The organism is Flavobacterium gelatinilyticum (assembly GCF_027111295.1).
In the GTDB taxonomy this organism is placed as follows: Bacteria; Bacteroidota; Bacteroidia; order Flavobacteriales; family Flavobacteriaceae; genus Flavobacterium; species Flavobacterium gelatinilyticum.
Genome location: NZ_CP114287.1, coordinates 266,719 through 290,567, shown reverse-complemented (window position 1 = coordinate 290,567; position 23,849 = coordinate 266,719). Strand labels below are relative to the sequence as shown.

Sequence of the window (23,849 nt, the reverse complement as noted above, 5' to 3'; positions counted from 1 at the left end):
AAACCGGAATATGCAAAAACTAACCAACAAAGAAGAGGAAATAATGCATATTTTATGGAAGCTTAAAAAGGCTTTTGTAAAAGAAATCCAGGCCGAAATAACCGAAGATCAGCCGCATTATAATACACTTTCGACCATTGTCCGAAATCTGGAAGAAAAAGGTTTTGTATCTCATAATGCTTTTGGAAACACTCATCAGTATTATCCGGCTGTTACCCTTGAAGCTTACAGTAAAAAGTATATGAACACGGCTATTGATAATTATTTCAACAGTTCGTATAAAAATATGGTTTCGTTTTTTGCCAAAGAAGAAAAAATCTCTGCAGACGAATTAAGGGAAATCCTGGCCATGATCGAAAATCCTAAAGAAGAGAAATAAAACAAGAAAAATAAGGACTATGGAAGCACTTTTTATTTTTATCGCAAAAGCAAGCGGCTTAACTGCCTTGTTTTATTTTGCTTATTATTTTTTATTACGCAAAGAAACATTCTTTACCAGCAGCAGATGGTTCCTGCTTGCCGGATTGTTAACATCGGTTATTCTGCCTTTTATCATCTATACAAAAGTAATCTGGATAGATCCGGCACCGGTAAGTTATGCTCCTTCAACTTATGTTTTGAACTCATCTCCTGCTTATACAGCTGCATCGTATAATGCGAATCCGCAGGGTATTGAAGAAAAAACTTTTGAAATCGACTGGAATATGGTTTCTATCGTAATTTACACATTAGGATTTGCCGCTTTTATGCTAAAATTTGCTATTGATTTCTATAGTCTGAATTCGGTTTTAAAAGGCAAAAAAGTAGAACAGCAGGCTGATTTTAAATTTATAGATATCAATGAAAACATTGCTCCATTTTCTTATTTCGATTATATCGTGTACAACTCATCACTGTACAGCGAAGCAGAATTACAGAATATTCTGGAGCATGAAAAGGTACACAGTGATCAGCATCACACGATAGATGTACTAATTTCACGTATTTTTTGTATTCTTTTCTGGTTCAACCCAATTATCTGGCTTTACAAAAAAGCAATCCTTCAAAACCTGGAATTTATTGCAGACAGCGAGGCTTCTAAAAAAATTGCCGACAAAAAAGCGTATCAATACACGCTTTTAAAAATTACAACACATGATACTTGTGTTGCCATCACCAATCATTTTTATCAATCATTAATCAAAAAACGAATTGTCATGTTAAACAAAAATCAATCAAAAAAATGGAATTACTGGAAGTATTATGCCATAATTCCGGCACTTGGAGCATTTGTCCTTTCATTTCAGATTAAAACAATTGCACAGGAGAAAAAGACGGCTGAACAAAACGAAATTGCCAGAGTTAAAAATCAGGATTCTGAAATTTTTAAAATCACAAAATCGACTACAGATCAGGAATTAAAAGATTTAACTGCAAAATTAAAAACAGAACACAATGTAGACATTGCTATTTCTGATTTAAAAAGAAACAGTAAAAATGAAATTACCGGTATTAAAGTACGTATTGTAAAAGAAAACGGTAAAATTCAGATTGTTGAAATGAACGGTAATAATGCCATAAAAGACTGTAATATTGTATTAAGTGAAGATGAAGATGGCAGCAAAGATATTGCGCTGGTTACAGGCGATCAAATTAACAATCCTCCTGTTATTCGCAATGTTACAACTACCCGATATTTTGGAGATTCTGAAGGAGAAGAAGATCCTGTAGCAGTAAATGATGCAGTTTCTCCTGTACCGCCGGTACCGCCTGTTGCTCCGTCATTTCCAAGTGGACCAATGCCTCCTGTTCCGGCTATTGACATGTCGAAAATGCCAAAACCGCCAAAATTCCCAAAAAATCATAACGATAAAACTGCTATGGATAAATTCAATAAAGAAATGGCAGAATTTGAAAGAAAAATGGAAGCTTTTGAACCGGATTTATCAGCTTACGAAAAACAATTAGAAGCAGTTATGTCACAACGTGAAGCTATTTTCGAAAAACAGATGGAGCAGTATGAAATTGCCATGGAACAATTCAATACTAAAATGGAGAAATTCAATACTAATATGAAATTCGAATTTGACGGTTTTAATGCTAAAGAATACGAGCAAAACATGAAACAGTACGAAAAAGACATGAAGCAATATGAACTTGATATGAAACAGCATGAAAAAGATATACTGCAACACGCAAAAGACATGAAGCAGCATGCAAAGGATATGAAAAAACAAGAAAAAGACAGAAAAGCCTGGGAGAAAGAAAATAAAAAGGCGTAACAGATTTAATTAAATATAAAGAACCAGTGCCCAAAACACTGGTTCTTTTGTTTTCGATACACAATTCAATCCTAAAATATCAATCATGAAATACATCCTTACGATATTCCTATGTTCTGGATTTATTGGAAATGCCCAGCAAAAAGCGGCCGAAAAGAATATTTATATTGCAATGGACAAAACGGCTTCGATTCTTTCAGAAAAATCAAAAGCCAACTCAATTTCTATAGGCGTTGTAAAAAATGGAAAAACATACACCAGACATTACGGAGAAATTGACAAAGGAAAAGACAATACAGCCACTAACAATACCGTTTTTGAAGTCGCTTCTATAACAAAATTGTTCACCGGACTGCTGGCATCTCAAGCTGTTTTAGAAGGAAAACTAAATCTGGACGACGATATAAGAAAACATATTACAGGTTCATATCCTAACTTAGAATACAATGGTACTCCTATTACAATAAAAGATTTAGTTTCTTTTAAAACCGGTTTTGATAAAGATCTGCCCGATACAGCCGAGTTAAGAAAAAACCGAAATGACAGCAGTTATCTGGCGTTTAAAAAGATAGACGAATCATACAATCGTAAGCAATTCTTTGAAGATCTTAAAACAATAAAATTAGATACCTTACCGGGAACTAAATTCAAATACAGCAACGGAAGCCTTAATCTGACAGCCCATATCTTAGAAAATGTATATCATAAAAGTTATGAAGAGCTTTTAAAAGAAAATATTCTTTCAAAACTTCAAATGAATTCAACCGGTATTAACTTAAATCCTTATATCGCTCTTGCAAATGGTTACAACCTGAAAGGAGTTCTAATGCCGAGTATCTCTGACAACCTTTGGGGAGCTGCCGGAAGATTAAAATCTACTTTAGGTGATTTAACCAAATTCATTAATTATGAACTTAATACAAAGAACAAAATTGTAAAAGAATCACAGCGAAATCTCCTGAATAGCCCAACAACCTGGAACGGGTATTTTTGGGATTATATTGAAGTAGATCAAAACGGTCAAAACTGCTGGAAGCACGGCGGTGCATTTGGAACTCAAAACATGTTGATTATTTATCCCGAACGCCAGCTGGGTATTTCAATTATTGTAAACATAAGCGATGAAAATACAGCCGAAGCTTTAGGAGAAGCTGTCATAAGGCTTTCAAATGATTTACTTGCCGAAAACAAAACGAAATCTGGCATTTACGGATATAAACTTACTGATGACAATGTTGTTTTCGTTTATGAACACGATAAAAATTTAGATCCTAATTTGATTAAAAGTGTATCTATTGCAGGATCATTTGATAAATGGAATCCTAATGACAAAGATTTTCAAATGATTCAGAAAAACAAAAATACTTTTGAATTAATTATTCCAAAATCGAGGTTTAAGAAAAACGAAACACATCTGTTTAAATTTGTAATCAATAAAAGCGGCTGGATACAAGCTCCAATAAATGCCATAAACAGAGAATCTGACGGTGATAATAATCTAATTCTCAAATTTTAAACTTTATACTCTTAAAAGACTTTGTTTTAACACAAAGTCTTTTTTTATATCTTTGCGAAAAAAATCTGCTATGTATAAAATTTTAGCCAAACTAAATAAAATGCTGCTTCCTAGTTTTACCAAACAAGGATTGGATATCACGAAAGCAAAAAAGTGGCAGATGGCTATAATTGGATATCGTGCCTATGTTACAAAACGTGCGTTAGACAGCTAAATCAGATTACCTTTTGCTTATTCAGCAGAAAAAGATGCCAATCGTTTTCTGCGTTATTATTTTTATGAAAAACCGAGAATTAAACCTCCCTCCCGTTCCTGCAGTATTACTGGCAATTATAAGTGTACAATGCGGCGCTGCAATTGCAAAAACATTATTTCCTGCCATAGGAGCAGCAGGAACCGCTTCAATCCGAATTGGAATTTCTGCTATAATTTTATTACTGGCTTACAGACCAAACTTAAGAGAAATATCACGAGAGCAATGGAAAATTGTTATTCCGTACGGCTTATGTTTAGGCGCCATGAATTTAATTTTTTATCTGGCTATTGCGAGAATTCCGGTTGGTTTAGCCGTGACATTAGAATTTGTTGGTCCGTTATTACTGGCTATTATAGGTTCAAAACGTTTAATAGATTACTTCTGGGTTTTATTGGCGGCAATTGGAATTTCATTAATGGCTCCGTGGAATAATACCCGCTTAGATTCAATGGGTATGTTTTTTGCTCTTTTGGCTGGTGCTTTTTGGGCGGCATATATTGTTTTGGGCGGCAAAATTTCCCGAATTATGAATGATGGAAGCGCTGTTTCTGTCGGAATGCTGTTTGCTGCGATTTTAGTTTTACCTGTTGGGTTATTCGAAAACGGACTTACGAATCTTACTCCAACGTTTTTTGGAATGGGAATTGCCCTTGCGCTTTTATCCAGTGCCATTCCGTTTACTTTAGAAATGAAAGCTTTAGGAAAACTGCCACCGCGTACTTTTAGTATTTTAATGAGTCTGGAGCCTGCGGCTGCATCGATTTGTGCTTTTATATTTTTGCACGAAAATTTAAGTTTCTACGAAATTTTGGCTGTTGTTTGTGTCGTAATCGCATCTGCCGGAAGTACACTGACCAGTAAAAGATAAAAGCTCAAAACTAGAAAAAGCTCTGCAGATAAACTACAGAGCTTTTTTTGGATATTACAGGATTGTTTTCAATTATTTTTTTGGCATCAAAACAGCATCAATAACGTGAATTACACCATTTGACTGATTCACATCGGCAATTGTCACTTTAGCTTTGTTTCCGTTCTCATCGCTTATATATAAATCTTTTCCTTTCATCCATGCTGTTAAAGTTCCTCCTTCAACTGTTTTAATACTTGCTTTTCCTTTTCCATCTTTAATTGCTTTGGCAATATCTGCAGAACTCCATTTTCCGGCAGCAACATGATAGGTCAGGATCGTTTGCAGTTTCTTTTTATTTTCAGGTTTTAATAATGACTCAACAGTTCCTTTGGGTAATTTGTCAAACGCTGCATTTGTTGGAGCAAAAACAGTAAATGGACCTTTACCTTTTAAAGTTTCTACTAAATCTGCTGCTTTTACTGCTGCAACCAAAGTTGTATGATCTTTTGAATTTACGGCATTCTCAATAATGTTTTTATTTGGATACATTGCTGCTCCCCCAACCATAACTGATTTTTGAGCATTTGATGCAAATGCAAATCCTAAAGCTAAAACTGCTGCTGCTAAAAATTTTCTAGTTTTCATAATCAATGTTTTTAAGTTATAAGCTCATTTACGGTGATAAAGTAGTTTTGGTTTTAAATATTTTTTTTAACTGTTTAAAATAAGTAGAGATTTCTGTTTTAAATCGTGATTTCATAAGGTTTTACTGTTCTAAAAATATTTTTAAATAAATTGATTTTGTTTTCTTTTTATTATTATTTTTAGAAATAAAATATTTTATTATGAATAATCTACCTAAAAAAATAAGAAGTAAAAAACTGAGTTCAAGAGTTGATTTAACCGCTATGGTCAGCGTTTCTTTTTTGCTGATTATATTTTTTATGGTGGTTGGCGAATTGTCTAAGCCTAATGGTATGGACTTGAGTTTACCAGATAAATACCCAGGTTGTGGTGGATCAAGAGGATGTATAGATGGTAGTAGATTGTATACCATTCTATTAGATAAAAATGATAAAATTGTTACTTACTCTGGAACTCTGTCTGATCCTTATGAAGCTCCAAAAAAATCTGAATACGGCAAAAACGGAATTAGAAAAGAAATATTTGTACATAAAAAATCCGTAGATGAGAGAATGATTTCTGTAGGAAAGCCTAAGAGCAGTGTAATTGTAATCATAAAACCCAGTAAAAACAGTAGTTTTAAAAACCTAATTGACATATTAGATGAAATGAAAATCAACAACATAGATACTTATGCTATTGTTGATGAATTTACACCTGAGGAATCTAAATTACTCGCTTCAAATTAACTTAAACTTTAAAGACATGCAAAATCTACCTCAAAAAGTCAGAAGTAAAAAACTAAATTCAAGAGTCGATTTAACCGCAATGGTCAGCGTATCTTTTTTGCTGATTATATTTTTTATGGTTGTAGGTGATTATCAAAACCTAAAATGATGAATCAAGACTTTTCAGGTGGAGGTTGTGGACCAGAATTAGGTTGCTTTAATCCTGATGAAAACCGAACAATGACCATACTCCTAGATCAGAATAACAGAATAGTTACGTATATAGGATTAGTTAATTTTCCTATTGAAGAACCTAAAGAAGTTCAGTATGGAAAAAACGGAATTAGAAAAGAAATAATTGAGCGAAACAAAAAGGTCTTAGAATATTCTGCACAACTTGGCAAACCTGGAAGAGGAGTAACTGTAATTATCAAACCAAGCAAAAACTCAAACTATGGAAATCTAGTTGATATACTTGATGAAATTAAAATATGTAATATCAACTCTTATTCTGTTGTGGATTATTATACTCCAGAGGAATCTAAATTATTGGCTTCAAATTAAAAACTCAATTAATTAATCTAACCTTATCGATATGAAAAATCTTCCCCAAAAAGTAAGAAGTAAAAAACTTGTATCAAAAGTCGATTTAACCGCAATGGTCAGCGTTTCTTTTTTGCTGATTATATTTTTTATGGTTGTAGGTGAATTATCTAAGAAAAAAGTGATGAATTTGGGTTTGCCCGATTATGATAGCTACACATGCGGAGAAAGAGTTATCAGTTGCGATGGTGAAGATCGTTCTTATACCATTTTACTTGGAGAGGATAATAGATTAGTTTGTTACAAAGGATTACTAAGTACTCCAATAGTTTCACCAAAACATATAGCATATGGAAAGGACGGAATTAGGAAAGAGCTCTTCAAAGAAAATAAAAACACACTCAATTATTCCGCTCAATTAGGAAAACCGGGAAGAGGGATTGCCGTAATTATCAAACCTAGTAAAAAATGTAGTTTTAAAAACTTGGTTGATATCTTAGATGAAATTGCTATTACAGGAATCGATACTTATGTTATTGTTAATGATTTTACTCCAGAAGAATCAAAATTAATAGCTTTAAACTAATTAAAACTATTTCATTTTCAAAAAGTTTCTCGACTCCGCTCAAAAGACAACTTTAAACATAAAAAAAAGTCCCACATTGCTGTGGGACTTTCTATTTATAAAAAAGCCAAGAATTATTTTTTCTCAGTTTTTTCCATTTTAGCTTTTAAAGCAGCTAATACATCATTGTTGTCACCTAAAGTCGCAGCTGGTGCGTTTGTAGATGCAGATGCAGTAGTTTCAGCAGCAGCTTTCACGTTTTTCTCTTCTTCTTCTCTGAAGATAGCAGTGTGAGAAGCAACAACTCTTTTGAATTCTTTGTTGAATTCGATTACTTTGAAATCAGCTGTATCACCTTTTTTCAATTTCTTTCCGTCTTCTTTTTCAAGGTGACGAGTAGGAATGAAAGCAACGATATCATCTCCGAATTCTACAGTAGCTCCTTTGTCAACGATTTCAGAAATCTCACCATTGTGGATAGTTCCTACAGCGAAAGAATCTTCGTATTGATCCCAAGGATTAGCAGTAGTTTGTTTGTGACCTAAAGATAATTTACGTCCTTCAACATCTAATTCTAATACAACAACATCAAGTTTTTCACCAACGTTTACAAACTCAGATGGGTGTTTAATTTTCTTAGTCCAAGATAAGTCAGAGATGTAGATTAATCCATCAATTCCTTCTTCTAATTCTACGAAAATACCAAAGTTTGTAAAGTTTCTAACGATACCTGTGTGTTTAGAACCTACTGGGTATTTAGAAGTAATGTCAGTCCATGGATCTTGAGTCAATTGTTTGATACCTAATGACATCTTACGATCTTCTCTGTCAAGAGTTAAGATAACTGCTTCAACAACATCTCCAACTTTCACGAAGTCCTGAGCAGAACGTAAGTGAGTTGACCATGACATTTCAGAAACGTGGATTAAACCTTCAACACCTTCAGCAACTTCGATAAATGCACCGTAATCAGCGATTACAACTACTTTACCTTTAACTTTATCACCAACAGTTAAGTTAGCATCTAAAGCATCCCATGGGTGAGCGTTTAATTGTTTCAATCCTAATTGAATTCTTGTTTTCTCATCATCGAAATCAAGGATTACAACGTTTAATTTTTGGTCTAATTCAAGAACTTCACTTGGGTGATTGATTCTGCTCCAAGAAAGGTCAGTAATGTGAATTAATCCGTCAACACCACCTAAGTCAATGAACACACCATAAGAAGTAATGTTTTTAACAACACCTTCTAATACTTGTCCTTTTTGTAATTGACCGATGATTTCTTTTTTCTGTACTTCAATATCAGCCTCGATAAGAGCTTTATGAGATACAACAACGTTTTTGAATTCGTGGTTGATTTTTACCACTTTGAATTCCATCATTTTGTTTACATATACATCGTAGTCTCTAATTGGCTTAACGTCAATTTGAGATCCAGGTAAGAACGCTTCGATTCCGAATACGTCAACAATCATACCTCCTTTAGTTCTGCATTTAACAAAACCGTTAACGATTTCTCCAGTTTCATTTGCTGCAATAACTCTATCCCAAGATTTGATAGTACGTGCTTTTCTGTGAGATAATACTAATTGACCAGTTTTATCCTCACGGATGTCGATTAATACTTCTACTTTGTCACCTACTTTTAAATTTGGGTTGTAACGAAATTCGTTTAAAGAAATAACACCTTCAGATTTAGCATTGATATCAACGATAACGTCTCTATCTGTAATTCTAACAACAACTCCTTCAACTACTTCTTCTTGATCTGTAGCGATGAAAGTTTTTGATACTAGTTCTTCAAACTCTTGCAAGTTTTTCTCATCTACTGCATCGATTCCTTCTTGGAAGTTGTGCCAGTTAAAATTTGCTAAAAACTCTTCTTGTGATTTTGTTTGTTCAGACATGCTGATAAAAAAATTTGTATTCTGTTTTTCTCGAGTTTCTCTATGCGATAGAAAATACAGAAGTTGTTTTACATAAATGGTTGATTCCTAATGGAAACTCTTCTCTGCCAAAAGGACTGCAAAATTAATACAATTTTCTGAATTAACAAAACAAAACCGATATGATTATCAGTATATTAATAAGAAGCAGACGATTTAAGGCTTTTAAAGACGTTTTGTCCCGCTATTCGTTACAATCTTTTGTGCTCTCGTTAAAGAAACGAGATCACAAAAGTATTTCCACTACTATCGGGGCTAGATAAGAAGTTTTGATTTCATAAGATTAAAACGAAAAATACACCAAACCCGACAGGTTATAAAAATCCGTCGGGTCTATATGTTATTTTATTTTCAAAACTTTGAGAAAGATTGCTACGAAACCTGCAAACTCTGATTTTCAATTTTCACGTTAAAACTGATTTCCGCCTTCAATGCTTTAAAAACTTTTATAACTGTATCTATTGTTGCACTATTAGCACTACTTTCTAATTTTGAAATTTGAGCTTTTTTCACTCCAATCAATTCGCCTAACTGATTTTGAGTTAGATTTCTTTCTTTTCTTGCAGTTTTTATCATTCTGCCGAGAATTTCCATGCTAAGTTCATATTCATATTGGTCTCTTTCAGGAGTTCCAATCTCACCAATATACTTATCTTTCATCTCAGAAAGAGAATAGGACTTTATTCTTTCTTTTGTCATCTTTATGAATTTTACTTATTTTCGAAATAATTCAATCTTATTTTGTTTGCTTTTTCAATTTCTTTTGATGGAATTTTATCTGCTTTTTTAATAAAGCCGTGAGTTGCAAAAACTAAAGTTTCTTGATTGTTGGTTTAATCCCAAAATGCTAAAAACCTAATTTGCAAACCATTAAATCTAATCCTAAACTCCCATATATAATTATCCAACTTTTTAAATAGTTTTGGATCGTTATTCTTTTCAGCTAAATCTATATTATACAGTATTTTAACAATAGCTTTTCGATCTAATGTGGAAATAAATTTATCAGCTTCTTCTAAAAATCTAGTTTCAAAATATTTCATTCAATTTAGATATAACAAAAATACCACAAAAGTTTCTAAACTTAGAAACTTTTGTGGTATTTTATATTTTATTATTATTTTACTTCTTCAACTTAATAACGTCAAAAAAGATTAAATCTTATTTTAATGACTCAAATTCTCAATTTCTTTTGGATCATGTTTATGCTTAAACAATACTGCAAAAGCAATTGCAATTACCAAAGCATAAATAGCAAACGACAACCAGATCGTATGCCAGTCTTTCATTAGTATTGGATTCGTAAAAACACCTTCAGTCGAAATTGAATTTCCTTGACTTTTTACAAATTCAGCCATTTTTTCATTAGAAGCATCCGTTTGCAAAAATCCAGCTAATTCAGTAGTTGTATTGAATGATTTTGTAAAAAAACGATCAATCGCCCAGCCAGATGTTAAACTTCCTAAAACCGCTCCTACTCCATTTGTCATCATCATAAATAATCCCTGCGCTGACGAACGAATTTTAGAATCTGTATTGCTCTCTACGAATAAAGAACCTGAAATATTAAAGAAATCAAATGCCATTCCGTAAACAATACAAGATAAAATAATCATCCATAAACCATTTACAGGATCTCCAAAAGCAAATAATCCGAAACGTAAAACCCAAGCCAGCATACTTATCAGCATAACTTGTTTAATTCCGAAACGTCTCAAGAAAAATGGAATTGCTAAAATAAACAGTGTCTCAGAAACCTGAGAAATTGACATAATGATAGTTGAATACTGAATTACAAATGAATCTGCATATTTTGGAAAATGTTTAAACTCATCCAAAAACACATCTCCGTAAGCATTTGTTAATTGAAGTGCTCCTCCTAAAAACATAGAAAACACAAAAAACAAAGCCATTTTGTAATTTCCAAATAATTTAAAGGATTCCAAGCCTAATGTTTCAGTCCAAGTTGCATTTTCTTTAATTAAACGCTGTGGTTTACATTTTGGCAATGTAAAAGCATAAAATCCAAGTATTAAAGCACCTATTCCAGCAATATAAAACTGATATTCCGTTGCTTTACTTCCGCTCAAGTTAGTAATCCACATAGCAACAATAAATCCAATTGTTCCCCAAACGCGAATTGGCGGAAAATCTTTTACAATATCTTTATTATTCAGCTTAAGAGAAGTATACGATATAGAATTACTCAATGCAATTGTAGGCATATAACAACACATAGCCAAAAGCATTACGATAATAAAAGTATCAGGTGTAGTTACATGCGCAATTGAAAATAAAACTACTGCATATAAAATATGAAGGACTCCATATAGTTTTTCGGCATTCACCCATCTATCAGCAATAATACCGGTAAGAGTGGGCATAAAAAGAGAAGCAATTCCCATGGTTCCGAAAACCAGACCAAATTGAGTTCCTTCCCAGTTTTTTGTGCCAAACCAATAATTTCCTATTGTTATAAGCCAGGCTCCCCAAACAAAAAATTGAAGAAAGCTCATTAAAATCAATCTATTTTTAATCCCCATATGATAAAAATTGTCTTTTAAATAAAATAAAGCGGTAAAACTAATTTTTTAAAATAATATCTGCAAAAAATTACGCCTTTTTTACTACATCATTTACTAATTCCAAAACGGCAGTAAATTGTTCTTCTTTATTTAAGTAAGAATTATCTATTTCTATTGCGTCATCAGCAATTACCAATGGCGAATCTTCACGACTAGTATCCAGATTATCTCGTTCTACTACGTTTTGCAAAACTTCTTCATAAGATACATTATCTCCTTTTTGCTGCAATTCATCAAAACGTCTTTGAGCACGAGTTTCCGGACTTGCAGTCATAAAAATTTTAAGCTCAGCATCAGGAAAAACTACCGTTCCTATATCTCTCCCATCCATAACGATGGCTTTGTTTTTTCCCATTTCCTGTTGTTGTTCTACTAACTTAGCACGAACTTCAGAGACAGCTGCAACTTTACTCACAAAGCTAGAAACCTCGATTGTCCTGATTTGCTTTTCTACATTTTCACCATTCAAATACATTTCAGCAAATCCTAAATCAGCATTAAACTTAAATTCCAATTGGATTTTTGGCAATTCGGTTACCAAAGCCTGCTTATCAAAAAAATCAGCCCCAATTAATTTATTCTGCATAGCAAAATAAGCAACGGCGCGATACATAGCTCCCGTATCAACGTAAACATATTCCAACTCTTTTGCCAATTGTTTTGCCAAAGTACTTTTTCCTGTTGATGAAAATCCGTCTATAGCAATCGTAATCTTTTTCAATTTTTTATGTTTTAATTTTAATCTTTTAATGAATAGGCCCGAACCTCAGAGAAAGCTCATGAACTAGTGCAAATGTAGCTATCTTTCTTTTCAAATTGCGCACTAAATAATACTAATATTTTTCCTATACGATATATTTTTTAAGTCTGGACCTGACTCAAAAAATCCTTTTACAATCATTCTGTGATCATAAAAGGCTTATTACTATTTGTATCTATAAATCTTCAATTAATAATAAATATCCATTATAATTTTCGACTTAGAGCTGTCAATTATTTTTTCTATCCTTTTAAAAAACTGCTCATTAACCATTGGACATCCATGGCTGTTACTGATGTAATAATTCTGTTCTTCATAAGGTACTGCCGAATAATGATGCAATACAATGGCTCTCTTAAAAGCATTGTTATTCGTTTCTTCCAGACCGTTAAGTTTATACGCCTTTCCAAACATTCCTTTATAACATTTCTCAATTGTATATTTCCCTAAAGCCGTACAATTAGAATTAGGTGTATTACTAAATCGAAGCATTCCTTTTACGCCTGTCTCTGATCCGGAACCGTGAGCTACAAGCCCCTGATCAATAACTTCATTTTTTTCTAAATCATAAACAAAAAACCGGTTTTTGCCGGACGGAACTTTCATATCTACCAAAAAAGCAATTTTAGCATTGTATTTATGATCAACATCGATCATATTTTTAATTTCGCCAATTCTGGTGTTAATCCTTTCTATTTCTACGTTTGTAATGGATTCTTCTTTGAAGTAATTTTTTGACCCCGTAAAAAAACCAACAGTCATAAACAAAAATAAACTAAAGAGCTTCATATAGATTATTGAAAATTTAATATTAAACCAAAAAGACTTGTATTTCCTGCCAATGTATATCGTGAATAGGAATAGTTAAACTTTAACTTATTCATACGTAATCCAAAACCTAATGAAACTCCGGAAAAATTACGCTGTTCTTCTACACGTAATTCTTCTCCTCTTCTAAAATTATATCCCAAACGAAGATTTACAGCTCTTTTCGGGAACAATTCTACCCCAAAAAGAACATGTCTCAGCGCATTATTTACAAACGAAACTTTCTCAGGATTTGTTGATCCGTCAATATTCGTTTCGCCGCGAACAGGATTTGAAAAAGAAATATTCCATTGCTGTAAATTCTCCAAAGTTAGATGCCATCGAATAGGAACATGATCTAATTCCTGCGAAATTCCGGCAGTAATCTCAAATGGTAAATTTTCCTGTATTCCTGCATATGTTTTAAACTGCGTGCCTATATTTCTAAATACCAATGCAAAGTTTATATCATTTCTTTCATCAACATATAAGAGACCTACATCAACTGCGGCACCAAACGAATTATAAGTTTCCAGGGTAGAAGTAATTAATTTACCATTTACGCCTATATGAAGGTCTGTAAAAGGAACATTATAAGCATAACCTACTGACAAAGCACCTTCGCTTCCTGTAAAATCAGAAGTTTTTTGACCGTTCTCATCATAACCTTCAAAAGATCCGTAGTTTACGTAATTTACTCCTGCATAAAAAGTCTGAACATGCCGGTCATACGTATAGGCATATGAAGCTGTTCCGTAAGAAGCCTCACCATAATAATTTCCGTAATTCAGGGCCAGGTGGTTATCCATATCCTGATTTAAAGCTGCAGGATTAGACATGGCCTGATTGACATCTTCATCATAAATTGTTATTATCTTACCGCCAAGCGCCGCCTGACGCGGATTTGTTGTCAGATTTAGGAATTGATAGGTGTAACGCCCTCCAATCTGCCCGAACGAAACCGAACAAATTAGCATCATTAAAAATAAAACAAGGTGTTTTAACATTCGTTTTTGGGGCGTTCCTATATGGGAATAACGCAAAGACAAATATAAAATTATATAACTTAAAAAATAAATTTTATAAGTACTTAAAAATCAATTGCAAGAATATTTTTCAGGCTTCAAACTGTACATATCAGAAATAAAAAAATCCAAATTGCAGAGAATTGGAATTTGGATTTTTAAAATTTGAAATTTCAAAAAGTTACTTCAGTACTTTTGCATTCTTAACATTTTGATCTGTTAGTGCTATTGCAAGTACTTCACTCATTTCTTTTACATAATGAAAAGATAAACCTTCTAAATATTCTTCTTTAATTTCATCAATATCACTTTTGTTTTCGTGACATAAGATAATTTCTTTAATACCAGCCCTTTTGGCAGCCAGTATTTTTTCTTTGATACCACCAACAGGTAATACTTTTCCACGAAGTGTAATTTCTCCTGTCATAGCTAAGCTTTTCTTAATTTTCTTCTGAGTCAGTAACGAAACCAAAGAAGTAAGCATTGCAATACCGGCACTTGGTCCGTCTTTAGGAGTTGCTCCTTCCGGAACGTGCAGGTGAATATTGTATTTTTGGAACAATTCAATAGACAAACCTAACTTTTTAGCATTTGCCTTAATGTATTCAAGTGCAATGGTAGCCGATTCTTTCATTACATTTCCAAGGTTTCCGGTAAGCGTAAGTGAACCTTTACCTTCAGAAATCAACGATTCAATGAATAAAATATCGCCCCCTACACTTGTCCAGGCCAAACCTGTAACTACTCCTGCAACATCGTTATTTTCGTATTTGTCACGCTCTAATCTTGGAACACCCAAGACTTTCACGATATCCTCGTCTGTAACCTTTTTATTGTACTCTTCTTCCATCGCAACTGCTTTTGCAGCATTTCGGATTACCTGAGCAATTTTTGTTTCCAGATTACGAACACCGGATTCGCGTGTATAACCTTCTACAATTTTTTCTAATTGTTTTTTACCAATCGTTAAATCTTTGGCAGTTAATCCGTGTGCTTCCAATTGTTTTGGAAAAAGGTGTCTTTTTGCAATTTCAACTTTTTCTTCAATTGTATAACCTGACATTTTAATTACTTCCATTCGGTCACGAAGAGCCGGCTGAATTGCTGCCATGTTGTTTGAAGTCGCAATGAACATCACTTTAGATAAATCATATCCCATTTCAAGGAAATTATCATAAAAAGCGCTGTTTTGTTCCGGATCTAAAACTTCTAATAAAGCCGAAGAAGGATCACCGCTGTGCCCGCTTGATAATTTATCAATTTCATCTAAAATAAATACAGGATTTGAAGTTCCGGCTTTTTTCAAACTTTGGATAATACGGCCCGGCATTGCTCCGATATACGTCTTTCTGTGTCCGCGGATTTCAGCTTCATCACGTAAACCGCCTAATGAAATACGCACGTATTCACGTCCTAAGGCTTCAGCAACAGAACGTCCAATAGACGTTTTACCTACTCCCGGAGGTCCTGTTAAACATATAATTGGCGATTTCATGTCATTTCGCAGTTTTAAAACCGCTAAATGCTCGATCATTCTTTTCTTAACTTCATCAAGTCCAAAATGATCCTTATCTAATATTTTCTGAGCATATTTTAAATCAAATTTATCTTTAGAATACTCGCCCCATGGCAGTTCTAAAAATAATTCTAAATAGTTACGCTGAATTCCAAAATCAGGAGACTGAGGATTCATACGACGCATTTTAGACAATTCTTTTTCAAAGTGTTTCTGCGTCTTTTCGTCCCATTTTTTTGTTTTGGCCTTCAGCCCCATTTCGTCCATTTCCTCTTCCTGCGAAACACCTCCCAATTCTTCCTGAATGGTTTTCATTTGCTGGTGAAGGAAATATTCTCTTTGCTGCTGATCCAGATCAAAGCGAACTTTTGACTGAATATCGTTCTTCAATTCTAATTTTTGAAGCTCAACATTCATATAACGAAGTGTTTCTAATGCGCGTTCTTTTAAACCATTTATCGATAAAAGTCCTTGTTTCTCTTTTACGGATAAATTCATATTTGAAGACACAAAATTGATTAAAAACGACTGGCTTTCAATATTTTTAATTGCAAATGTGGCTTCGGAAGGAATATTTGGGCTTTCTTTAATGATCTGGATTGCCAGTTCTTTAACAGAATCTAAAATAGCAGTAAATTCGCTGTCATTTTCATCCGGACGTTCTTCTGAAACCTCTTTGATCGTTGCAGTCATATAAGGCTCTTCTGAAACTACTTCATGAATTTCAAAACGCTTTTTCCCTTGTAAAATAACGGTTACGTTTCCATCTGGCATCTTCAGAACACGTAAAATACGTGCTACAGTTCCTATTTTATGAATATCATCTTTTGACGGATCTTCATCTTCTTCATTAATCTGAGAAACTACACCAATGATTTTTCCGCCTGCATTGGCATCATTAATAAGTTTTATTGACTTGTCTCTTCCTGCAGAAATTGGAATAACCACTCCCGGAAATAAAACAGTATTTCGTAAAGGCAAGATTGGCAGAGAAACAGGAAGTTCCTCGTTGTTCATTTCCTCTTCGTCCTCCGGTGTCAATAGTGGAATTAATTCTGCTTCTGAATCGAATTCCTGAAGTGACAGATTGTCAATAGTAAGTATTTTATGATTTGACATAATTATATATAAGTCGTTTTGTCATTAAAAAATTCATATTTCCTGCAAACAAAGTCTTAGATTCAGTATTTTCCAACAAAAATAAACTAAACACTTAATTTACAAGATATGCCATTAAAATAGGCAATCTTTATGCCAAGAATGGAATATTAAAATATCTATTTAATCAGCCAAACTAATAAAACCAAATTGTTTTACCAAAAAAAATCCGCACAAGGCGGATTTAATTTTTTCGAAAGCTTCTTATTACAAATCTTCTATATTAATACTAAAAGAGCCTGTAAGTGTCTTTTCATCGCCCGAAGTGAAATTTTGGACCACAAAATTAAAAGTTCCCTCTATTTTATCTGCTGTTTTTAAAGCAATTTTTATTGAACCTGATTTAGATCTGTACAAAACATCATTAGTTCTGTAATAAGCGCCAAAAACATTTATATCCTCTCCTTCGTTTAAGAAAACATCTGATGCCTGATAGGTTCCAACAGGAGATGATTTATCAATGCTCAGACCAATACTTGAGTTACCATCATTCTTTCCTCCTACTATACTGTAATACGGGTTACTGCCGCTCGCACTTACACTGGTTACATCGATCTTGTCGGTTATAAAATCAACTCCGTCTACTTTTGCTTTCAGGATATCATCTGAATCATCAACAGGAATATTTTCTGTATAGGGTATATTGGTAAAAACCCCGCTTGTAACCACTTTTATTTCAGTCGAACCATTGTCAGCCTCTCTAAATCCAGTAAACTGAAATGTCCCTGAAATTGTTTTTTGTGTTTTATCTACCGAAGTAATTTTAATAAGCGCAGTGTCAGTATAATTTTGTACACCTAAAAATGCTGCATCTTCGTTTGAAGCACTGACAAATCCGTATCCATTTGTTGCCTCAGCATAAGCCAGAACAAAATTTTCTGCATTTTCCTGACTGTTTGCCCATGAATAGGTTCCTACTTTATTACTTGGCAAAATCATCTGGATTAAATCTCCTTTAGAAGATCTGAAACCTGTTATAGCTACATAATTATCAGATACAATCGCTTGTGTGGTATTTGCAGTAAATTCTTCTCCTTCAACCTTAGCTTTAAAAATGCCCTTTTGATCTACATTTCCGTTTCCATTGTTTTCTGAATTCGACAGATCCAGACCACTGTCAAAATCTCCGCTGCAGGAACTAAAAAAGCTGCCTATTGCTAAAAGCAATAGAAATAAAATAGTATTTTTTCTCATGACTAAATTTGTTTTACATGCAAATATAGATTTTATCCAATGAAATAATAATCTCACACAATTTTATTCTTAAAAAATTATAAGCTGTTAGTATTATTAAAATTATTTCAAGAAAAAATAAAATTAATTTTATAAAACTGTAACAAACCAAAAAAAGCAAAGTCATTATAATAAACCAGCATCTAATACTTGAGTATAACTAATCAAAATATCGAAGAATTAATCGCGCTTTGTAAAAACAACAATCAAAAAGCACAGTTTGAAATTTACAACCGGTATTGTAAAGCGATGTACAACGCTGCATACCGAATTGTAAAAGACGAACACTTCGCGCAAGACGTCATGCAGGAAGGTTTCTTGAAAGCTTTTACAAAAATTAACGATTACAGACAGGAAGTCGCTTTTGGAGCATGGCTTAAAAGAATCATTATTAATTATAGTATTGATTTTTATAAGAAAAACAATACTTTTCAGATGGAAGACCTGAACAAAACACTTTTCAAAATAGAAGAAAACGATTCTGTAATGTCTGAAAGCATTGATCTGAATTCGCTTAAAGTGAAACAGGTTTTAGACACTATTGCAGGCCTAAAGGATAACTACAGAATGGTTTTGACGCTCTTTTATATTGAAGGCTACGATCAGGAAGAAATTTGTGAAATATTGAATATAAGCTACGCCAACTGCAGAACTACTTTAAGCAGGGCTAAAGAAAATTTACGAAAAAAATTAGAGGATATATGAAAAAGGAAAATGACGAATTAGATCAACTATTTAACAAATTTGAAAATCAGTGGGATATTGAGGAAATTAACCCCGATCATCAGATTGATTTTTTAAATAAATTGAACAAAAAACAGCCCAAAAAGAAAAATTATACCGGATGGGCCATTGCAGCTTCGATAGCCGTGCTTTTAGGAATATCTCTGTTTTATAACCAAAATGAAAAGCCAAAGGAATTTAAGTTTGCTTCGAAAGAAACCAAACGTACAGATTCTATCTTCAATATTTTGATCGAGAATGAGCTGGTTAAATTAAAAGAAAAAAACTCTCCTGAAAACGAACAAATCATTAATGATGCTCTAAAACAAATGAAGGTTTTTGATGCCGATTACGAAAAGATCATTAAAGAAGTTCAGAAAAACGGAGAAAACAAACAGATTATTTACGCAATGATCAGCAATCTGCAGACAAGAATTTCTTTCCTGCAGACTGTATTACAGCGAATTGAAGAAAACGAAAACCTAAAAAACACATCTGATGAAAAAACATTATAATTTATTAATCCTATTGCTTTTGATTCCTTTTCTGGGATTCTCAAATGATGATACTTACATATCAAAACAAAAAAGCATCAAAAAAACCTATATCGTAAACTCAAATGCAGGAATCGATATTGATAATAAATACGGTAATATTTCTGTCTCGACCTGGGATGAAGATAAAATTGATCTGGACATTACGATAAAAGTAAACGGGCCTAACGAAAACTGGGTAAACGAGCGTCTAAACAGTATTGATGTTGATATTACGGCTTTAAAAGGCTTAGTTTCTGCGGTAACCAATATTGGAAATTCTTCTCTAAAAAGTAGAGGAAGCAATAATAGCTTTGAAATAAATTACGTGGTTAAAATCCCAAAAAACGGATCTGTTAAGCTAATCAATAAATACGGCAATATCTCAACCTTAAATTTAGAAGCAGCAACAGATATTAATTGTAAATATGGCAAAGTAACTTTAGGCAAATTAAACGGACCGAATAATCAGATTGAAATCTCGTACTGCCAAAACTCCAGTATTGATTATATCAAAACCGGAAATATCGACGCCAAATATTCGGGTTTAAAAATTAATGATTCAGGAAATTTGAATTTGAATGCAAGTTATACAGATGTCAACCTGAATGAAGGACAAAACATTAAATACGATTGTAATTACGGAACTTTTAAATTCCAGAAAATAAACTCTCTTAACGGATCAGGCAATTATTTAACGATTTCTATAGGTGAAGTTTCGAGCAATTTAAATTTTGATACCAATTACAGCAAAATCAACATTGGAACCATGAGCGACAAGGCCGGAAACGTAAGCATAAATTCCGGATATACAGATATATCTCTTGGTTATGCCGTAAATTATGCCTTTGATTTTGATATATCAGCCCGATATTCAAATATAAAACACGATAATAATTTAGAAGTTTCGGTTTCTGAAATTAAAAGCAACTCTAAAAGAATAAGCGGTTATTACAAGAAAAAAGGTCAGAATAAAGTCAATATTACTTCGCACTACGGAAATATTTCACTAGTAAAAAATTAATCATCTAAACAATCAAAACAATGAAAAAATCAATTTTACTTTTCGCTTTGGCCCTGTTTTTTGCAAGCGGGAACGCCCAGTCACAGGACAAAAGCAAATTAAAAGGAAACGGTAAAATAGTTACCCAAACCAGAAATACAGGAGATTATAACGACATTAAAATATCAGGCTTTTTTGATGTCGATTTAACTGCGGGAAAAGAAGGAAAAATTACTATTACAGGTGAAGAGAATTTACTTTCTTCGATTAAAGTTGAAGTTGAAGACAATTCGCTGAAAATTTATGTTGAAAGATTTAAGAATATTAAACCAACTAAAAACATTCGAATAACGGTTCCTTTTGAAAAAATTTCAGAACTAAGCTTAGCCGGTTCAGGAGATGTTAAGTCCAAAGACATCATTAAAAGCGATAAATTTTCGGTTAAGCTTTCAGGTTCAGGAAACTTAACACTGCCGGTGGATGCTGATAACGTAGAACTAACAGTAAGCGGTTCCGGAAACGTACACTTAAAAGGAACGGCGGGCAATTTCTCTTCAAGACTTTCAGGGTCAGGAGATATCGATGCTTCGGACTTAAAATCGAAACATGTTGATGCTGTTATTTCGGGATCAGGAAACAGTAAAGTAAGCTGCAATGATAGTTTAACAGCAAGAGTATCAGGCTCAGGAAATATAAGATACGTTGGAAATCCGGAAAAAAGAGATGTAAAAGTTTCGGGTTCCGGAACTATTACAAAAGTTTAAATTAATTCAAAAAAATATCACGAAATTCAAAAATCATCATCAATCAAATTTCTTCATTTCGTGATATAAATTATTTAAAAGGCGTCTTAATTTGAGACGCCTTTTTTATGAACTCTTGTCAAAAGGAAAATAGCAGTAAGGAAAAAGACCCCTAAAATTACAATTGCAGCACGTGGACTTCCTGTAATTTGATCGATAATTCCGTAAACGCACATTCCAATTACAATTCCTATTTTTTCTGCAACATCATAAAAACTAAAAAACGAAGTTGTATCATCAGTTTCAGGCAGCAATTTTGAATAAGTAGAACGGGATAATGCCTGAATTCCCCCCATTACAAATCCCGCTAAAGTGGCCATAACATAAAAGTGTATCGGCAGGGAAATAAAATAAACAATTACACAAAAAACAAACCAGACAATATTAATACCAATAAGGGTTGGGATATTACCAAATTTTGCAGAAGCTCTAGATGTCAGCACCGCACCAACAACCGCCACTAATTGAATTAATAAGATGCAGATAATCAATCCTGTCTGACTTTCTTCCGGCGATGCCCACTTAATTTCCTGAGCCCCAAAGTAAGTAGCAACGAGCATTACAGTCTGTACTGCCATGCTGTAAACAAAAAAGCCGCCTAAGTAACGTTTTAAAGCAGTAATATCCTGTAATGAAGCCCAAACTTTTTTAAGTTCTTTAAATCCATTAAACAGAACATTTTTTGTAAGTTTCTGACTTTTTCCGCTGCCTCCTTTTGGAAGATAATAATAAGTGTATTGGCTGAAAAGAATCCACCATACTCCTACCATTACAAATGAATAACGCATAGCTTTCATTGCTGCTTCACCATCTGTTCCTGTAATTCCAAAAAGTTTTGGTTTCATAATCATGGCTAAATTGATTATCAGCAAAATCACGCTTCCTATATATCCTAAAGAATATCCTTTGGCACTAATTTTATCCTGTTGTTCTTCAAATGCAATATCCGGCAGATAAGAATTGTAGAAAACCAAACTTCCCCAGAAACCCAGCAATCCCAGAAAATAAAATAATAAACCAACGTAAATATTGTCTAAATCAAACCAGTATAATCCCATACAGGACAATGCGCCCATGTAACAGAAAAATTTCATAAAAGATTTTTTATTTCCTACATAATCCGCAATTCCGGATAATAACGGTGAAATAAAAGAAACTACCAAAAAAGCCGCCGCTGTAATAAAACTTATTAAAGCCGAATTTTTAAGGTGCATCCCGAAAACATCTATATAATGGTCGCGATCGCTGAATAAAGCTTCATAAAAAATTGGAAATACTGCCGAAGCAATTGTAAGTGTATAAACTGAATTTGCCCAATCATAAAATGCCCAGGCATTTAATAATTTTTTATCTCCTTTTTGCAGGTTTTTCATTGAAATGATTTTGTTAATAGGCTACGAATTTATTCAATTTTTATGATAATCAAATACAAATTGTATGTTTCGTATATTATTAAATTATAAACTAAAAAAAGCTACCCGAAAACGAATAGCTTTTAAGATATTTTATAATAAAATTTACGTTTATTTTATAACTCCTACTTTAAGTGCCGTAGCCTTAGCTTCAGGAATTAAAGCCTTTATATTGGCAATTCTGGTTGCATCAGAAGGGTGTGTACTCATGAATTCAGGAGTTCCTGAACCGCCCGATTTAGCCGCCATTCTGCTCCAGAATGCGATAGCATCTTCAGGGTTATAACCTGCAATTGCCATTAAAGTAAGACCTATTTTATCTGCTTCACTTTCGTTGCTTCTGCTGAAAGGAAGCATTACTCCTACCTCTGAACCAATTCCGTAAGCCTGAGCAAATATTTGTCTTGTAGATTCAGATTTTGCACTTGTTGCTGCATCCAAAGCTGCACCTCCTATCTGCTGCAATTGTGCCGCACTCATTCTCTGCGCTCCGTGATTAGCCAATGCGTGAGAAACCTCATGCCCCATTACAGTTGCCAAACCTGGTTCATCCTGCGTTACAGGAAGAATTCCGGAATACACAACGATTTTTCCTCCCGGCATACACCACGCATTTACTTCTTTGTTATCGACAAGTTTATATTCCCATCGATAATCTTTTAAGTATTGTGACTGCCCTAAATATGTCAGGTATTTTTCTGCCGCAGCCTTAATTTTAATCCCAACCGTTTCTACACGTTTTGCATCTGCTGTTCCGGTTATAACTTTATTTTCAGATAAAAACTGACTATACTGCTGAAAAGAAGATGGAAACAATTCGCTGTTTGAAACGAAATTTAAATTCTTTTTTCCTGTTACAGGATTTGTCGCACAGCTGCACACCAAAACGGCAGCAAATAGACCAGAAATTAATTGTTTTTTCATGATTTTAAAAATTTAAACACAAGCAAAAATACAATTAAAAAAAGTTAAAATTTTATATAATTTTCAACAACCGTA

At 33.5% G+C, this 23,849-nt stretch carries 24 protein-coding genes; 12 read left to right on the top strand and 12 right to left on the bottom strand.

Annotated elements, in window-relative coordinates; all coding sequences use genetic code 11:
• Positions 1 to 10: 10 nt before the first annotated feature.
• From OZP11_RS01050 to OZP11_RS01030, 5 genes are all read left to right on the top strand, one after another.
• Positions 11 to 379 (top strand): BlaI/MecI/CopY family transcriptional regulator, encoded by a 369-nt coding sequence (locus tag OZP11_RS01050; protein WP_281233387.1) that lies wholly within the window; start codon positions 11 to 13, stop codon positions 377 to 379.
• A gap of 19 nt (positions 380 to 398) precedes the next feature.
• Complete coding sequence (locus tag OZP11_RS01045) at positions 399 to 2,261, top strand: M56 family metallopeptidase (RefSeq protein WP_281233386.1); 1,863 nt, start codon at positions 399 to 401, stop codon at positions 2,259 to 2,261.
• A gap of 85 nt (positions 2,262 to 2,346) precedes the next feature.
• Positions 2,347 to 3,777, top strand: a complete 1,431-nt coding sequence (locus OZP11_RS01040; protein ID WP_281233385.1) for a serine hydrolase — start codon at positions 2,347 to 2,349, stop codon at positions 3,775 to 3,777.
• 70 nt (positions 3,778 to 3,847) lie between these two features.
• Entirely contained in the window at positions 3,848 to 3,991 is a 144-nt protein-coding gene (locus tag OZP11_RS01035) for an SsrA-binding protein (RefSeq protein ID WP_281233384.1), read from the top strand.
• A gap of 64 nt (positions 3,992 to 4,055) precedes the next feature.
• A complete protein-coding gene (locus OZP11_RS01030; RefSeq protein ID WP_281233383.1) occupies positions 4,056 to 4,901 on the top strand; it encodes an EamA family transporter in 846 nt (281 codons plus the stop codon).
• A 72-nt stretch (positions 4,902 to 4,973) separates the two neighbouring features.
• On the opposite strand, the gene OZP11_RS01025 is transcribed toward OZP11_RS01030, so the two are convergent.
• Positions 4,974 to 5,528 carry a fasciclin domain-containing protein gene (locus tag OZP11_RS01025; RefSeq protein ID WP_281233382.1) on the bottom strand — a complete coding sequence of 185 codons (555 nt, stop codon included), beginning with the start codon at positions 5,526 to 5,528 and terminating at the stop codon, positions 4,974 to 4,976.
• Between the two features lie 200 nt (positions 5,529 to 5,728).
• Between OZP11_RS01025 and OZP11_RS01020 the strand changes: the two genes are divergently transcribed.
• From OZP11_RS01020 to OZP11_RS01010, 3 genes are all read left to right on the top strand, one after another.
• Positions 5,729 to 6,256, top strand: a complete 528-nt coding sequence (locus OZP11_RS01020) for an ExbD/TolR family protein (protein WP_281233381.1) — start codon at positions 5,729 to 5,731, stop codon at positions 6,254 to 6,256.
• Between the two features lie 144 nt (positions 6,257 to 6,400).
• Positions 6,401 to 6,799: a biopolymer transporter ExbD gene (locus OZP11_RS01015; protein ID WP_349293772.1), complete on the top strand. Its 399-nt coding sequence runs from the start codon at positions 6,401 to 6,403 to the stop codon at positions 6,797 to 6,799.
• A 31-nt stretch (positions 6,800 to 6,830) separates the two neighbouring features.
• Positions 6,831 to 7,364 carry a biopolymer transporter ExbD gene (locus OZP11_RS01010; RefSeq protein WP_281233380.1) on the top strand — a complete coding sequence of 178 codons (534 nt, stop codon included), beginning with the start codon at positions 6,831 to 6,833 and terminating at the stop codon, positions 7,362 to 7,364.
• A 113-nt stretch (positions 7,365 to 7,477) separates the two neighbouring features.
• Here OZP11_RS01010 and rpsA read toward each other — a convergent pair whose 3' ends face one another.
• From rpsA to OZP11_RS00965, 9 genes are all read right to left on the bottom strand, one after another.
• The gene (gene rpsA, locus OZP11_RS01005; RefSeq protein ID WP_012024823.1) at positions 7,478 to 9,253 is read right to left on the bottom strand and encodes a 30S ribosomal protein S1; all 1,776 of its coding nucleotides are present in this window, start codon (positions 9,251 to 9,253) and stop codon (positions 7,478 to 7,480) included.
• Positions 9,254 to 9,664: 411 nt separating this feature from the next.
• Complete coding sequence (locus tag OZP11_RS01000) at positions 9,665 to 9,991, bottom strand: helix-turn-helix domain-containing protein (protein WP_281233379.1); 327 nt, start codon at positions 9,989 to 9,991, stop codon at positions 9,665 to 9,667.
• A gap of 134 nt (positions 9,992 to 10,125) precedes the next feature.
• Positions 10,126 to 10,335 carry a type II toxin-antitoxin system RelE/ParE family toxin gene (locus OZP11_RS24900; protein ID WP_432419649.1) on the bottom strand — a complete coding sequence of 70 codons (210 nt, stop codon included), beginning with the start codon at positions 10,333 to 10,335 and terminating at the stop codon, positions 10,126 to 10,128.
• Between the two features lie 123 nt (positions 10,336 to 10,458).
• Positions 10,459 to 11,835 (bottom strand): nucleoside permease, encoded by a 1,377-nt coding sequence (locus tag OZP11_RS00990; RefSeq protein ID WP_281233378.1) that lies wholly within the window; start codon positions 11,833 to 11,835, stop codon positions 10,459 to 10,461.
• A gap of 70 nt (positions 11,836 to 11,905) precedes the next feature.
• Positions 11,906 to 12,598 carry a (d)CMP kinase gene (cmk, locus tag OZP11_RS00985; RefSeq protein ID WP_281233377.1) on the bottom strand — a complete coding sequence of 231 codons (693 nt, stop codon included), beginning with the start codon at positions 12,596 to 12,598 and terminating at the stop codon, positions 11,906 to 11,908.
• A 228-nt stretch (positions 12,599 to 12,826) separates the two neighbouring features.
• Positions 12,827 to 13,426 (bottom strand): murein L,D-transpeptidase catalytic domain-containing protein, encoded by a 600-nt coding sequence (locus OZP11_RS00980; RefSeq protein ID WP_281233376.1) that lies wholly within the window; start codon positions 13,424 to 13,426, stop codon positions 12,827 to 12,829.
• Positions 13,427 to 13,431: 5 nt separating this feature from the next.
• Positions 13,432 to 14,451 carry a type IX secretion system protein PorQ gene (porQ, locus tag OZP11_RS00975; RefSeq protein WP_281233375.1) on the bottom strand — a complete coding sequence of 340 codons (1,020 nt, stop codon included), beginning with the start codon at positions 14,449 to 14,451 and terminating at the stop codon, positions 13,432 to 13,434.
• 199 nt (positions 14,452 to 14,650) lie between these two features.
• Positions 14,651 to 17,104 carry an endopeptidase La gene (gene lon / locus OZP11_RS00970; protein WP_281233374.1) on the bottom strand — a complete coding sequence of 818 codons (2,454 nt, stop codon included), beginning with the start codon at positions 17,102 to 17,104 and terminating at the stop codon, positions 14,651 to 14,653.
• A 246-nt stretch (positions 17,105 to 17,350) separates the two neighbouring features.
• Positions 17,351 to 18,337: a DUF6252 domain-containing protein gene (locus OZP11_RS00965; protein WP_281233373.1), complete on the bottom strand. Its 987-nt coding sequence runs from the start codon at positions 18,335 to 18,337 to the stop codon at positions 17,351 to 17,353.
• A 189-nt stretch (positions 18,338 to 18,526) separates the two neighbouring features.
• Between OZP11_RS00965 and OZP11_RS00960 the strand changes: the two genes are divergently transcribed.
• Genes OZP11_RS00960 through OZP11_RS00945 form a run of 4 tightly spaced genes read left to right on the top strand, consistent with a single transcriptional unit; the run spans position 18,527 to position 21,399 of the window.
• Positions 18,527 to 19,081 carry an RNA polymerase sigma factor gene (locus tag OZP11_RS00960; protein ID WP_281233372.1) on the top strand — a complete coding sequence of 185 codons (555 nt, stop codon included), beginning with the start codon at positions 18,527 to 18,529 and terminating at the stop codon, positions 19,079 to 19,081.
• Positions 19,078 to 19,614 carry an anti-sigma factor gene (locus OZP11_RS00955; RefSeq protein WP_281233371.1) on the top strand — a complete coding sequence of 179 codons (537 nt, stop codon included), beginning with the start codon at positions 19,078 to 19,080 and terminating at the stop codon, positions 19,612 to 19,614. Before OZP11_RS00960 ends, OZP11_RS00955 begins: the two co-directional genes overlap by 4 nt.
• A complete protein-coding gene (locus tag OZP11_RS00950) occupies positions 19,598 to 20,656 on the top strand; it encodes a DUF4097 family beta strand repeat-containing protein (protein WP_281233370.1) in 1,059 nt (352 codons plus the stop codon). The genes OZP11_RS00955 and OZP11_RS00950 overlap by 17 nt, the downstream gene beginning before the upstream one ends.
• A 20-nt stretch (positions 20,657 to 20,676) precedes the next feature.
• A complete protein-coding gene (locus OZP11_RS00945) occupies positions 20,677 to 21,399 on the top strand; it encodes a head GIN domain-containing protein (RefSeq protein WP_281233369.1) in 723 nt (240 codons plus the stop codon).
• A gap of 86 nt (positions 21,400 to 21,485) precedes the next feature.
• On the opposite strand, the gene OZP11_RS00940 is transcribed toward OZP11_RS00945, so the two are convergent.
• The gene (locus OZP11_RS00940; protein WP_281233368.1) at positions 21,486 to 22,811 is read right to left on the bottom strand and encodes an MFS transporter; all 1,326 of its coding nucleotides are present in this window, start codon (positions 22,809 to 22,811) and stop codon (positions 21,486 to 21,488) included.
• 150 nt (positions 22,812 to 22,961) lie between these two features.
• Positions 22,962 to 23,774, bottom strand: a complete 813-nt coding sequence (locus OZP11_RS00935; RefSeq protein ID WP_281233367.1) for a M48 family metallopeptidase — start codon at positions 23,772 to 23,774, stop codon at positions 22,962 to 22,964.
• Positions 23,775 to 23,849: the final 75 nt, after the last annotated feature.